At 68.4% G+C, this 12,771-nt stretch carries 11 protein-coding genes; 6 read left to right on the top strand and 5 right to left on the bottom strand.

Going from position 1 to position 12,771, the window contains the following annotated elements:
* Positions 1-121: 121 nt before the first annotated feature.
* The 4 genes from AC07O4_RS08640 to AC07O4_RS08625 form a co-directional block, all read right to left on the bottom strand.
* Positions 122-1,048 (bottom strand): helix-turn-helix domain-containing protein, encoded by a 927-nt coding sequence (locus tag AC07O4_RS08640; RefSeq protein ID WP_495304302.1) that lies wholly within the window; start codon positions 1,046-1,048, stop codon positions 122-124.
* Positions 1,049-1,184: 136 nt separating this feature from the next.
* Entirely contained in the window at positions 1,185-1,742 is a 558-nt protein-coding gene (locus tag AC07O4_RS08635) for an OmpA family protein (RefSeq protein WP_062480792.1), read from the bottom strand.
* An 85-nt stretch (positions 1,743-1,827) separates the two neighbouring features.
* Positions 1,828-2,487, bottom strand: a complete 660-nt coding sequence (locus AC07O4_RS08630; RefSeq protein WP_062480790.1) for a YiaD family glycine zipper/OmpA-like lipoprotein — start codon at positions 2,485-2,487, stop codon at positions 1,828-1,830.
* 197 nt (positions 2,488-2,684) lie between these two features.
* Positions 2,685-2,834, bottom strand: a complete 150-nt coding sequence (locus AC07O4_RS08625) for a hypothetical protein (RefSeq protein WP_167395077.1) — start codon at positions 2,832-2,834, stop codon at positions 2,685-2,687.
* On the opposite strand from AC07O4_RS08625, the gene mltA reads away from it, so the two are divergent.
* Positions 2,833-3,981 carry a murein transglycosylase A gene (gene mltA / locus AC07O4_RS08620; RefSeq protein ID WP_062480787.1) on the top strand — a complete coding sequence of 383 codons (1,149 nt, stop codon included), beginning with the start codon at positions 2,833-2,835 and terminating at the stop codon, positions 3,979-3,981. The genes AC07O4_RS08625 and mltA overlap by 2 nt on opposite strands.
* Positions 3,982-4,197: 216 nt before the next feature.
* On the top strand, positions 4,198-6,207 hold the full coding sequence (locus tag AC07O4_RS08615) for a PhoX family protein (RefSeq protein WP_495304301.1): 2,010 nt from the start codon (positions 4,198-4,200) through the stop codon (positions 6,205-6,207).
* A 34-nt stretch (positions 6,208-6,241) separates the two neighbouring features.
* Here the strand turns inward: AC07O4_RS08615 and AC07O4_RS08610 are convergent, their stop codons facing one another.
* Positions 6,242-6,715, bottom strand: a complete 474-nt coding sequence (locus AC07O4_RS08610; protein WP_159279182.1) for an Lrp/AsnC family transcriptional regulator — start codon at positions 6,713-6,715, stop codon at positions 6,242-6,244.
* 105 nt (positions 6,716-6,820) lie between these two features.
* Here AC07O4_RS08610 and mdeB point away from each other — a divergent pair, with 105 nt between their 5' ends.
* The 4 genes from mdeB (at position 6,821) to ltnD (ending at position 12,761) form a co-directional block, all read left to right on the top strand.
* Entirely contained in the window at positions 6,821-9,481 is a 2,661-nt protein-coding gene (gene mdeB, locus AC07O4_RS08605) for an alpha-ketoglutarate dehydrogenase (RefSeq protein ID WP_495304300.1), read from the top strand.
* Positions 9,482-9,555: 74 nt separating this feature from the next.
* Complete coding sequence (locus tag AC07O4_RS08600) at positions 9,556-10,332, top strand: FadR/GntR family transcriptional regulator (protein ID WP_070063260.1); 777 nt, start codon at positions 9,556-9,558, stop codon at positions 10,330-10,332.
* Positions 10,333-10,489: 157 nt separating this feature from the next.
* Positions 10,490-11,815 carry an MFS transporter gene (locus AC07O4_RS08595; RefSeq protein ID WP_487847631.1) on the top strand — a complete coding sequence of 442 codons (1,326 nt, stop codon included), beginning with the start codon at positions 10,490-10,492 and terminating at the stop codon, positions 11,813-11,815.
* A 16-nt stretch (positions 11,816-11,831) separates the two neighbouring features.
* Positions 11,832-12,761, top strand: coding sequence for an L-threonate dehydrogenase (gene ltnD / locus AC07O4_RS08590; protein WP_495304299.1), 930 nt, complete (start codon positions 11,832-11,834; stop codon positions 12,759-12,761).
* The last annotated feature ends 10 nt before the right edge of the window (positions 12,762-12,771 follow it).

Below are 12,771 nucleotides of genomic sequence, written 5' to 3'. Positions count from 1 at the left end.
ATGCGGCCGGGATCGGCCTGCGAAGCCAGTCTAGGAGCGGCTTCTCACGCCATGGCCTGTTGGCCCGAACGAAGCACGGGATGTCGAAAGTGGCGCGCTTTTGCGCAAGTTGCAGCGCGGTTCAGCGCATGCGGCGATAGGCGCCTGGCGCCACGCCGACGAACGCACGGAAGCGCGTCGAGAAGTACGCGGCGCTGCCAAAGCCCATGCGCGCGGCCACGGCTTCCACGGGCAGGTCGCTGGTGCGCAGCAGTTCGGCGGCGCCTTCCAGGCGGCGGCGCAGCAGGTACTGGTAGGGCGCCATGCCGCTGGCCGCCTTGAAGCTGCGGATGAAGTGGTCCTGCGACAGGTGCACCAACGCTGCCAGGTCGGCCAGCCTCAGCGGCGTGGCCAGGTGCGCGTCGATGTGCTCGGTCACCCGGCGCAGCTGCCGCGGCGTCAGGACCGGCTGCCGGCGCGCGCCCTCCGCGCGCGGCAGCGCACCGCGCCCCGGTGCGCAGTGGCGCCGCACGAGGTGATGCGCCAGCAGGTGCTGGCTCTGCGAGAGCAGCAGCGAATCGGGGCTTGCGGGCACGCTGCCGTACAGCTCCACCTCGCTCACCAGCATCTGGAAGAAGCCCTGCAGCCACGGGTCTCGGATCGCGAAGAAGGGATCGATCTCCGCCGCCGGCCCGAGGCCTTCCTCGGCCGCGACGCGCGCGATCAGCGCCTGCCCGATGTACAGGTGCACCACGCCGCAGCGCCCGCCGATCTCCCATTCGGTGCCGTCGCAGGGGATGAAGCTCACGCTGCCCAGCCGCGAACGCGAGGCGACGAGCTTGCCGCGTTCGTACTTGCGCACCGCCGTGCTGCCGTTCACGTGCAGCACCAGCACGTGATGCGCCGCGTCGTGGAAGGGCAGCCAGCACGCGTCCTGCTGCCAGCGGGCGGCGAACAGCTGGTCGCCGCCGGTCACGAGGTACTGGGGTCGCGCACCGGTGCCCGCGGCGATGATGTCCGGGGCAAAGCGGGATGCGACGCTCGATGGGGCCGGCGCGATGGCGTTCATCGGAGTTTCCTCTCGTGTCCGCCCGGCACGCGGTGCGCGCGCCGCGTGCAGGCCGCGCGATGTTAGGGCCGGCGGTGCCGTGCCCTCATGCGGGATTTCCTCACGGTGCCGCGCGACATGCGCGCAGCACCTGGGCTCAGATCTTCTCGGCGACGAAGATTTCGACGCGGCGGTTCTGCGCGCGGCCAGCAGCCGTGCCGTTGTCCGCCAGCGGCTCGCGCGAGCCGCGGCCGTCGGTGGTGATCACGGTGGTCGACACGCCGCGGCCCACCAGGTGGTTGCGCACGCTGTCGGCGCGGCTCACCGAGAGGCGCTCGTTGCCTTCCTCGCTGCCCGTGCTGTCGGTGTGGCCGACCACGCGCAGGCTGGCGGTGGTGGCGCTCTTCAGGCCTTCGGCGACCTTGTCCAGCACCTGCGCCAGGTTGCGCTTGACGTTGGCGCGGCCGGTGTCGAACGAGAGTTCATTCGGAATCACGACGTGAAGCTGGTTGTCGGCGGTCTGCGAGATCACCACGCCGGTGCCCTTGGTGGAGCTTTCGAGTTCGGCCTTCAGCGCGTCCAGTCGGGCGGTCCAGCTGTTGGCCGGTGCGGCCTGCTGTGCGGCCGGTGCTTCGGCCGGCGGGGTCGACGATGCGCACCCCGCGATGAACAACACAGCGGCCAGGGCCGCGCTAGACACAACAAACTTCCTCATGAATTTTCCCTCTGCTTGGACCAATGAAAACTGAAACGGGAACCGGCCGTTCGATAGGGCGGCCGGTTTCCCGGTGGGGCGGCGATCAGCCGCGCTGTGCGCGCTCGCCCACGTAGATCTCGACGCGGCGGTTCTGTGCCCGGCCGGCGTCGCTGTTGTTGTCGGCCACCGGCTCATGCGAGCCACGGCCTTCGATGCGGAACGCCGCGGCGCTCACGCCGCGTGCCACCAGGTAGTCGCGCGTGCTGGCGGCGCGGTCCACCGACAGCGGGTTGTTGATGGCGTCGGAGCCGGTGCTGTCGGTGTGGCCGATGATGCGCACCTCGGCGTTCGGGTTGTTGCGCAGGCCGTTGGCGAACTGGTCGAGCACGGGCGCGAAGTTCGACTTGATGTTGGAGCGGCCCACGTCGAACGACACGTCGCTCGGAATGGCGAGCTTGAGCTCGTTGTTGGCGGTCTGCGTCACGGCCACGCCGGTGCCTTGGGTGGCGGCTTCCATCTGGCGCTTCTGGTTTTCCATGCGCTGCGACCACAGGTAGCCGCCGAGCGCGCCGGCCGCCGCACCGACCACCGCGCCCGTGCCGATGGCACCGCGGTTGCCGCCGGTGGCCGAGCCGATGGCGGCGCCGCCGAGCGCGCCGATGCCGGCACCGATGCCGGTGTTGCGCTGGGTGTCGGTCATTCCGCCGGCACAGCCGGACAGGACGAGGGCAGCTGCGGTGGTTGCAAGAACGAACTTTTTCATGGCGATCCCTTTCAAGGTTGAATCAAGCGGGCCACAGCTTAGCCCCCGGCGGGTATGCGATGGTACGTGCTCAAAGCCCTACGGAAAATAAGAAAACTTTCGCCATCGCCCGTGAATGCTGCGATGATTGCTACTAAAGTTGTAGCAATGGGGTGCTTGTCCGACAGTGGGCCGCGCCGTGTGGCTACACGAGCAATTCACACTTTGGGCGGCGAATCCTTGTCCTCACGCTCGGCGTCGGGGTCGTCATGCAATTCACCCTTGTTACGCCCGGAAAACATGGTCCACCAGATGATCAAGATCAGGACGAGTCCCGCGGCGAGGGCTTCAAGCAGAATCAAACCCATGAGAAATGGACTCCAGTGGCTGGTCGGGCTTGCGATCGTAGCAACGCTCGCCGGCTGTTCCCTCGGCCCCCGTGCCCCCGACACCCCCACCCGACCCACCGTCACCCCGCCGCGCGACCTCGGTCCGCTGACCGGATCGCTCGCGCATCCGAAAAGCCGCTGGGTGCCCGTGGGCTGGTCCGAACTGCCGGGCTTCAGCGAAGACCCGCTGCATGAGGCGTGGATCGCGCTGCTGGCCAACTGCGCACGCCCCAACGCCGCCTTCGCGCCGCTGTGCCGCGAGGTGCGCCAGCTGGCCATCGCCACGCCCGAGGAGCAGCGCCGCTGGATGACCGACCGGCTGCAGCCCTACCGCGTCGAATCGCTCGCGGGGCAGAGCGAAGGCAAGCTCACCAGCTACTATGAGCCCGTGTACGAGGCCTCGCGCGTGCCCTCGGCCGGCTTCAGCGTGCCGCTGTACCAGGCGCCCGACGGCCTCGTGCCCAAGCGCCCCTGGTTCACGCGCCAGGAGATCGAGACCCTGCCCGAGGCCCAGGCCGCGCTGCGCGGTCGCGAGATCGCCTGGATGGCCGACCCCATCGACGCGTTGATGCTGCACATCCAGGGCTCGGGCCGCTTGCGCATCACCGAGGCCAACGGCTACCAGCACACCGTGCGCGTGGCCTACGCGGCCACCAACGAGCAGCCGTATCGCAGCGTGCAGCAGTGGCTGATGAGCCAGGGCGTGGCCAAGGTCGGCAAGTGGCCCGACGACACCAAGGCCTGGGTGGCGCAGAACCCGCAGCGCGTGTCGCAGCTGCTGTGGAGCAATCCGCGCTACGTGTTCTTCCGCGAAGAGACCATGAGCGAACTCGACGCCGCCTTCGGCCCGCGCGGCGCGCAGGGCGTGCCGCTGACGGCAGGGCGCTCCATCGCGGTCGACCGCGAGAGCATTCCCTACGGCACGCCGGTGTGGCTCGCCTCGAACGGCCCGACCGCGCAATTGCAGAAGCTCGTGGTGGCGCAGGACACGGGCAGCGCCATCCTGGGCGCCGTGCGCGCCGACTACTTCGCCGGCACCGGCGCCGAGGCCGGCCGGCTGGCGGCGAGCGTGAACCAGCCGCTGCGGTTGTGGGCGCTGTGGCCGAGGCAGTTGCCGGCGCCCTGAGGGCCATTTCTTTTCCTTGAACGACACGACGGCGCGGTGATCCCGCGCCGTTTTGCATGCCGCCGACCGTGCGTGGGCGGGGTGTGTTCGTGGCGGTCGTCATCGTTCTGTCATGCGCGATGCATGCCTTCGTCATGGGCGCCTTTTAAGGTCTGCGCCCTGACAGAGGTCGACTTTCGGCCTCATGCCGAACCACCCACGATCCCTGGAAAACAAATGACTGATCAAGCCAAGGCGCCCGGCGCCTCCCGCCGTCACGCCCTGAAACTGCTGGGCGCCGCCCCGATGCTCCCGCTGGGCGGCGTCGCCTTCCTCACCGCCTGCGGCGGTGGTGGCGGCGGTGGCCAGGCCTTCCCGCCCTTCGTGGTGCCGCCGCCGGCCCCCGCGCCGGCGCCCGCACCGGCTGCGCAGTTCGTCTCGGCCGAATTCAACGGCATGGCCGCGCCCACGCTGGCCGACCCGGCCGCCATGGCCACGAACACGGTCGGCTCCACGCTCAAGGTGTCGTTCGACAACGGCAGTTCCACCGAATACCGCCTGGCCTACCAGCCCTTCTTCCTGACCGGCGACATGGTGCCGGACGGCAAGGGCGGCAAGATCCTCGCGGGCGGCTACGTCGACATCAAGAACCAGCCGATCATCGACGCCTCGGTGGCGGGCAAGGAGCGCCAGTTCTTCTCGGACAGCCCGGACGGCACCTCGCTGATCTCGCTGCCCAACGCCAACGTGCCCGGCGTCAAGGGCAAGGCGGTGTTCGCCGTTGTGCAGTTCGAATACACCAGTCGCAACCTGAAGGGCGACAACACCTACGGCACGCTGCCTTCGCCCATCGCGGTGCTCACGCTCGACCAGGACCAGACCACCGGCAAGCTGAGCCTGGTCAAGTACCACAACGTCGACATGTCGAGCGCTCACGGCCTGTGGATCACCTGCGGCGCCAGCCTGTCGCCGTGGAACACCCACCTGTCCAGCGAAGAGTACGAGCCCGACGCCACCACCGCCGCCGGCACCGACATGTTCAAGGCCTACAGCAAGAACGTGTTCGGCGACGAGACCAAGGCCAACCCGTACCACTACGGCCACCTGCCCGAGATCACCGTGAACCCCGACGGCACCGGCAGCGTGAAGAAGCACTATTGCATGGGCCGCATCTCGCACGAGCTGATCCAGGTCATGCCCGACAACCGCACCGCCATCATGGGCGACGACTACACCAACGGCGGCTTCTTCATGTTCGTCGCGGACAAGGAAAAAGACCTGTCGGCCGGCACGCTCTACGTGGCCCGCTACGAGGCCGGCTACTCGATCGACCCCGCCGCTGCATCCGCCACCAAGATGACGTGGATCAACCTGGGTCATGCCACCAGCGCCGAGATCGAGGCACTGGCCGGTTCGCTGAAGGCCACCGACATCATGGACGTGACCACCACCAACCCCGCCGACCCCACGTACACCCACATGTTCCTGGACGGCAAGGAAAGCTGGGGCCGCGTGAAGCCCGGCATGGAAAAGGCCGCGGCCTTCCTGGAAACCCACCGCTACGCCAACGTGAAGGGCGCCAGCATGGCCTTCACCAAGATGGAAGGCACCACCGTCAACATCAAGGACAAGGTGGCCTATTCCGCGCTGCAGAACATCCAGGACTCGATGGTCAGCGGCGGCAAGGGCTGGTCGGCGGCCAACAACATCGCGTTGCCCAAGAAGCTCAGCGCCGGCGGCGTGATGGCGCACAACCTGGCTGGCGGCCAGAAGGACACCGACGGCAAGTCCATCAACAGTGACTGGGTGCCGACGCAGACCCGCGCGTTGATCGTGGGCGAAGACCTCCCCACGCCCGACGTGCTGGGCAACACCTCCAGCCCCGACAAGATCGGCAACCCCGACAACATCAAGTTCTCGGAAAAGCTGCGCACGCTGTTCATCGGCGAGGACAGCAGCAGCCACGTCAACAACTTCCTGTGGGCCTACAACATCGACACCAAGAAGCTCTCGCGCCTCATGTCGATCCCCGCGGGTGGCGAATCGACCGGCCTGCATGCCGTGGACGAGATCAACGGCTGGACCTACATCATGAGCAACTTCCAGCACGCGGGTGACTGGGGCGGCATCCACTCGAAGGTGCAGGCCACGCTCGACCCGCTGGTGCGCGCCAACTACAAGGACCGCTACGCCGCGGCCGTCGGCTACCTCACGGCCGACCCGATCCAGATCAAGCTGGCGAAGTAAGGCGAGGCTGCCGCTGCGGCGGCTTGCGCTTGCTTCAGGACGGCGCTGCTGGCAACGGCAGCGCCGTTTTGTATCTGACCTGCTTGAGCGCAAAGCTCGAGCGGATCTTCTCGATCCCCGGGATCGGCGTGAGCTGCTCCATGATGAAGCGCTCCAGCGCCGCCATGTCGGCCACGGCGATGCGGATCAGGTAGTCGCTGTCGCCGGTCATCAGGTAGCACTCCATCACCTCGTCGTGCTCGGCGATGCGCTGCTCGAAGTCGGCCAGCGACTGCTTGCTCTGCGTGGTCAGGCTGATCGAGATGAACACGTTGAGCCCCAGGCCCAGCGCCTTGGCGTTCGCCAGCGCCACATAGCGGTCGATCACGCCGCTCGTCTCCAGCACCTTCACGCGTGCCAGGCAGGGCGAGGGCGACAGGTGCACGCGGCGCGCCAGTTCGACGTTCGACAGGGCGCCGTCGCGTTGCAGCTCGTCGAGAATGCGCAGGTCGATGGCGTCGAGTTCCATGAAATTCCGTAAAGCGCTTGGGTTGCGGCATTTTATGCTTGTGAATAGCCATGAAGTCGTTGGTGCCGGTAGCTAATTTTCCGCAAGGCGGCTTAAAGTGCTGGCATGAACGCCCCGATCTCCGCCGACCAGATGCGCGCCCTGTTGCTCGACACGCCGCCGTCGCACGACCCCGACCCCGAAGAGACCGCCGAATGGCGCGACGCCTTCCTGGCGCTGGCGCAGACGCAAGGTCCGCAGCGCGCGCGCCAGATGCTGGCCGAGCTGGCGCGCCTGGCGCGGCAGCAGCGCATCGGCTGGCAGCCCGAGCTGGCCACGCCGTACGTCAACACCATCGCCGCGGCCGACCAGCCGCCGTTCCCGGGTGACCTCGCGGTGGAGGAAAAGCTCGCCTCGCTCATGCGCTGGAACGCGCTCGCCATGGTGGCCAAGGCCAACCAGGCGTACGGCGAACTCGGCGGCCATATCGCCAGCTACGCGAGCGCGGCCGACCTGTTCGAGACCGGCTTCAACCACTTCTTCCATGCGCGCAGCCCGGCGCACCGCGGCGACCTCGTGTTCTTCCAGCCGCACAGCGCACCCGGCGTGTATGCGCGGGCCTACCTCGAAGGCCGCCTGAGCGAAGAAGACCTGAACCACTACCGCCAGGAACTCACCGCCCCGGCCTTCACCGGCGGCAGCGGCGCGCGCGGGCTGTGCAGCTACCCGCACCCGTACCTGATGCCGGACTTCTGGCAGTTCCCCACCGGCTCGATGGGCATCGGCCCGATCAGCTCGATCTACCACGCGCGTTTCATGCGCTACCTCACGCACCGCAACCTCTTGAACTGCGAAGGCCGCAAGGTCTGGGGCGTGTTCGGCGACGGCGAGATGGACGAGCCCGAATCGATGAGCGCGCTGACGCTCGCCGCGCGCGAAAAGCTCGACAACCTCGTGTGGGTCGTCAACTGCAACCTGCAGCGCCTCGATGGCCCGGTGCGCGGCAACGGCCGCATCATCGATGAGCTCGAAAAGCTCTTCGCGGGCGCCGGCTGGAACGTCGTCAAGCTCGTGTGGGGCAGCGACTGGGACGGCCTGTTCGCGCAGGACGTGAGCGGCGCGCTCGCGCGCGTGTTCGCCGAAACCGTCGACGGCCAGATGCAGACCTTCGCGGCCAAGGACGGCCGCTTCAACCGCGACAACTTCTTCGGCCAGAACCCCGAACTCGCGCGCCTGGCCGAAGGCATGACCGACGAGCAGATCGACCGCCTGAAGCGCGGCGGCCACGACCTCGTGAAGATCCACGCCGCCTACGCCGCCGCTGCCGCCCACAAGGGCCAGCCCACCGTCATCCTGGCCCACACCAAGAAGGGCTACGGCATGGGCAGCGCCGCGCAGGGCAAGATGACCACGCACTCGCACAAGAAGATGGGCGACGTCGACCTCATCGAGTTCCGCGACCGCTTCAACCTGCCGCTCACCGACGCGCAGGCCACCGCGATGGACTTCTACCGCCCGGCCGAAGACAGCGCCGAGATGCGCTACCTGCGCCAGCACCGCGAAGCGCTCGGCGGCGCCATGCCGCGCCGCGAGACCGCCTGCGACGTCGTGCCCAAGCCCGACATCGCGGCCTACGCGCAGTTCGCCACGGCGGCGGCCGGCAAGGAGATGAGCACCACCATGGCCTTCGTGCGCATGCTGGGCAACCTCATGAAGGACAAGGCCCTGGGCCCGCGCATCGTGCCCATCGTGGCCGACGAGGCGCGCACCTTCGGCATGGCCAACCTGTTCAAGCAGGTGGGCATCTATTCGAGCGTGGGCCAGCGCTATGCGCCGGAAGACATCGGCTCGGTGCTGAGCTATCGCGAAGCCACCGACGGCCAGATCCTCGAAGAGGGCATCAGCGAGGCCGGCGCCATCGCCAGCTGGACGGCCGCGGCCACCAGCTACAGCGTGCACGGCCTGGCGATGCTGCCGTTCTACATCTACTACTCGATGTTCGGCTTCCAGCGCGTGGGCGACGCCATCTGGGCGGCGGCCGACCAGCGCGCACGCGGCTTCCTGCTGGGCGCCACGTCGGGGCGCACCACGCTCGGTGGCGAAGGCCTGCAGCACCAGGACGGCAGCAGCCACCTCGTGGCCGCGACGATCCCCAACTGCAAGGCCTACGACCCGGCCTTCGCGGGCGAGATGGCGGTCATCGTCGACGCGGGCATCCGCGAGATGATGGTCGAGCAGCAGGACGTGTTCTATTACGTCACGCTCATGAACGAGAACTACGCGCAACCCGACCTGCCGGCCGGCGCCGAGGCCGACATCCTGCGCGGCTGCTACCGCTTCGGCACGTATGCGCCGGCATCGGGCAAGGCGAAGCAGAGCGTCACGCTGCTGGGCTCGGGCGCGATCCTCACCGAAGTCATCAAGGCCGCGCAACAGCTGGCCGACGAAGGCATCGCGGCCGAGGTGTTCAGCGTCACGAGCTGGAGCGAACTCGCACGCGACGGCCAGGCCTGCGAGCAGCGCGCGCTGGCCGGCGAGAAAGATGCCGGCACGCCCTTCGTCGCGCAGCAGCTCGGCAAGGGCGGCAAGGCCCCGATCGTCGCCGCCACCGACTACGTGCGCGCCCTGCCCGAGAGCGTGCGCGCCTTCCTGCCCGAAGGCCGCCGTTACCTCACGCTGGGCACCGACGGCTTCGGTCGCAGCGACACGCGCGCCGCGCTGCGCGGTTTCTTCGGCGTGGACGCAGCGAGCATCGCGCGGGCCGCGCGGCACGCGCTCGGCGCCTGACGCCGGCGCGGCCATGCGGCGTGACGGTGCGGTGCCTGCGTTAGAGTCGCAGGCCCCACCGCCTTCCCGCGCCCATGACCGCCCGCTTCCAGTCCCTTGCTCCCGCCGTCCGCCTGGCCGACCAGGTGGCGGAAGCGCTCGTGGCCGAGGTGCGCAGCGGGCGCCTGTCGGAAGGCGACCGGCTGCCCACCGAGACCGCGTTGGCCACCCAGTTCGGCGTGAGCCGCACGGTGGTGCGCGAGGCGGTGTCGCGACTCAAGTCGCTCGGGCTGGTCGATTCGCGACAGGGCAGCGGCGTGTATGTGCGCGCTGCCGGGGTGGAGCCGCTGCGCTTCGAGATGCCGCATGTGGCCTCGCGCGAAGCGGTGGTGCAGATGGTCGAGCTGCGCCGCGCGCTCGAGGCCGAGGTGGCCGCGCTCGCGGCCGAGCGCCGCACGCCCGAGGACATGCTGCGCATCCGCGACGCCATCGATGCGCTGCACGCGGCGGTGTCGATGGGCGGCAACGGGGCCGACGAGGACGTGCGCTTTCACCGCGCCATCGCCGAGGCCGCGCGCAACCCCTTCCTCATCGGCACGCTGCAGTACCTGCGGCAGTTCCTGCATGGCGCCACCCGCGTCACGCGCGCCAACGAGGCGCGCCGTGCCGACTTCGTGCGCGAAGTGGCGCAGGAGCATGCGCGCATCGTCGAGGCGATCGATGCCGGCGACCCGCTGGCCGCGCGCGAGGCCGCCAAGGCCCACATGGACAACGCCATCCGCCGCATCGAGCAGGCCGACCCGGCCTTCTGGCAGCAGGAAGGCGCCCAGCTCGCCCGACCCCTGGTCGAAGGCTGGCCTGCGGGAAAGTAAGCCCACGCTTACGGTTTTCTCAAGAGGGCAGAATGTGCGGGTTATCCCGTATCCGGGAGCTTGTCTTAAATTTGTATGATGACCTGACAAGTAAGGGGCGACCGCGCCGCAGGGTGACGGGACGGCCCCGTTTTTTCATCCAGCGGACTCCCTCCCAATGACTTCCACCCTCCAGGCCGGCGCGCCCCTCGCGGCTGACGCGCCCGACGCCGCGCTCGAAAAACGCGCCTACGCCAAGGTGTTCTGGCGCCTCGTGCCCTTCCTGATGCTGTGCTACGTGGTCGCGTACCTCGACCGCGTGAACGTCGGCTTCGCCAAGCTGCAGATGGGCGCGGACCTCGGCTTCAGCGAAACCGTGTTCGGCCTGGGCGCCGGCATCTTCTTCCTGGGCTACTTCCTGTTCGAGGTGCCCAGCAACCTGCTGCTCAACCGCGTGGGCGCGCGCGTGTGGATCGCGCGGATCATGATCACCTGGGGCCTGCTGTCGGCCTGCTTCGTGTTCGTGGAAACGCCGACCAGCTTCTACATCCTGCGCTTCCTGCTCGGCGTGGCCGAGGCGGGCTTCTATCCCGGCGTGATCCTGTACCTGACGCACTGGTACCCGTCGCACCGGCGCGCGCGGATCATCGCGGTGTTCATGTCGGCGATTCCCGTGGCGGGCATCTTCGGCAACCCGCTGTCGGGCTGGATCATGGACGCCTTCCACGGCGTGTCGGCCATGCACGGCTGGCAGTGGATGTTCATCATCGAAGCCATTCCCGCCGTGCTGGTGGGCGTGATGGTGCTGTTCTACCTGGACAACGGCATCAAGCATGCACGCTGGCTCTCGCCCGAAGAGAAGCAGTTGCTGCAGCGCGAGGTCGACCGCGACCAGGCGCACGGCGCCAAGGGCCCGCACTCGGTGGGCGCGATGTTCCGCGACGCGCGCGTGTGGTGGATGGCGCTCATCTACTTCGCCTTCGTGATGGGCCAGTACGCGCTGACCTTCTGGCTGCCCACGCTGGTGAAGGCCACGGGCGTGCAGGGCAACTTCAACATCGGCCTGCTCAGCGCCATTCCGTTCCTGTGCGCGATCGTCGCGATGAACCTGTTCGGCCGCAGTGCCGACGCGCGCCGCGAGCGCCGCTGGCACCTGATCATCCCCGCGATGATGGGCGCCGTGGGCTTCACGGTCGCGGCCTCGTACACGCAGAACACGGTCGTGTCGCTGACCTTCCTGTCGCTCGCCGCGGCCGGCGTGCTCACCTGCGCACCGCTGTTCTGGTCGCTGCCCACCGCCTTCCTCTCGGGCACGGCGGCGGCAGCCGGCATCGCGGTCATCAACTCGGTGGGCAACCTCGCGGGCTTCGTGAGCCCGTACCTCATCGGCTACCTGAAGGACCTCACGGGCAGCACGCAGATCGGCATGTACGTGCTGGCCGGCGCGCTGGTGCTCGGCGCCATCGGCGTGTGGCTCACGCCCAAGCAGTTGGTCAACCGTTGATCGAAGGACGCACGACATGACTTCTTCTTCCACCAACACCCCCGTCGTCGGCCTCGTGGGCCTGGGCGCCATGGGCAGCGGCATGGCGCAATCGCTGCGCCGCGCGGGCCATGCACCGCATGTGTTCGACGTGCGCCCCGGCGTGGCCGAGGCCTTCGCGCGCGAAGGCGGCACCGCCTGCGACACGCTGGCCGCGCTCGGCGCGCAGTGCGACATCGTGGTCAGCGTGGTCGTCAACGCAGCGCAGACCGAGTCGGTGCTGTTCGGCGACGGCACCACGCCCGGCTGCGCGGCATCGATGAAGCCCGGCAGCCTGTTCGTGATGTGCTCCACCGTCGACCCGAACTGGTCGGTGGCGCTCGAGGCGCGCCTGGCGCAGCAGGGCATCCTGTACCTCGACGCACCGATCTCCGGCGGCGCCGCCAAGGCCGCCAGCGGCCAGATGACGATGATGACCGCCGGCACGCCCGCGGCCTACGAGAAGGCCGGCGCGATGCTCGACGCGATGGCCGCCAAGGTCTACCGCCTGGGCGATTCGGCCGGCGCGGGCAGCAAGGTGAAGGTCATCAACCAGCTGCTGGCCGGCGTGCACATCGCCGCCGCGGCCGAGGCCATGGCGCTGGGCCTGCGCGAAGGCGTGAACCCCGACGCGCTGTACGAGGTCATCACCCACAGCGCCGGCAACAGCTGGATGTTCGAGAACCGCATGGCCCACGTGCTGGCGGGCGACTACACGCCGCTGTCGGCCGTCGACATCTTCGTGAAGGACCTGGGCCTGGTGCTCGACGTGGCGCGCGCCAGCAAGTTTCCGCTGCCGCTGTCGTCCACCGCGCACCAGATGTTCATGCAGGCCTCCACGGCCGGCTTCGCGCGCGAGGACGACAGCGCGGTCATCAAGATCTTCCCGGGCATCGAACTGCCCGCTGCGAAAGAATCGAAAAAATAGCATCGAGCGT

Source organism: Variovorax sp. GW821-FHT09D04, assembly GCF_059416405.1.
Note: the sequence above shows the minus strand (reverse complement) of the source record. Positions and strands in the feature narration are given on the sequence as shown.

Bases quoted from the DNA above. Each gene is read 5' to 3' on its own strand.
- mdeB (WP_495304300.1), top strand. From the start codon at position 6,821: ATGAACGCCCCGATCTCCGCCGACCAGATGCGCGCCCTGTTGCTCGAC.
- AC07O4_RS08635 (WP_062480792.1), bottom strand. From the start codon at position 1,742: ATGAGGAAGTTTGTTGTGTCTAGCGCGGCCCTGGCCGCTGTGTTGTTC.
- ltnD (WP_495304299.1), top strand. From the start codon at position 11,832: ATGACTTCTTCTTCCACCAACACCCCCGTCGTCGGCCTCGTGGGCCTG.
- AC07O4_RS08625 (WP_167395077.1), bottom strand. From the start codon at position 2,834: ATGGGTTTGATTCTGCTTGAAGCCCTCGCCGCGGGACTCGTCCTGATC.
- mltA (WP_062480787.1), top strand. From the start codon at position 2,833: ATGAGAAATGGACTCCAGTGGCTGGTCGGGCTTGCGATCGTAGCAACG.
- AC07O4_RS08615 (WP_495304301.1), top strand. From the start codon at position 4,198: ATGACTGATCAAGCCAAGGCGCCCGGCGCCTCCCGCCGTCACGCCCTG.
- AC07O4_RS08610 (WP_159279182.1), bottom strand. From the start codon at position 6,715: ATGGAACTCGACGCCATCGACCTGCGCATTCTCGACGAGCTGCAACGC.
- AC07O4_RS08595 (WP_487847631.1), top strand. From the start codon at position 10,490: ATGACTTCCACCCTCCAGGCCGGCGCGCCCCTCGCGGCTGACGCGCCC.
- AC07O4_RS08600 (WP_070063260.1), top strand. From the start codon at position 9,556: ATGACCGCCCGCTTCCAGTCCCTTGCTCCCGCCGTCCGCCTGGCCGAC.
- AC07O4_RS08640 (WP_495304302.1), bottom strand. From the start codon at position 1,048: ATGAACGCCATCGCGCCGGCCCCATCGAGCGTCGCATCCCGCTTTGCC.
- AC07O4_RS08630 (WP_062480790.1), bottom strand. From the start codon at position 2,487: ATGAAAAAGTTCGTTCTTGCAACCACCGCAGCTGCCCTCGTCCTGTCC.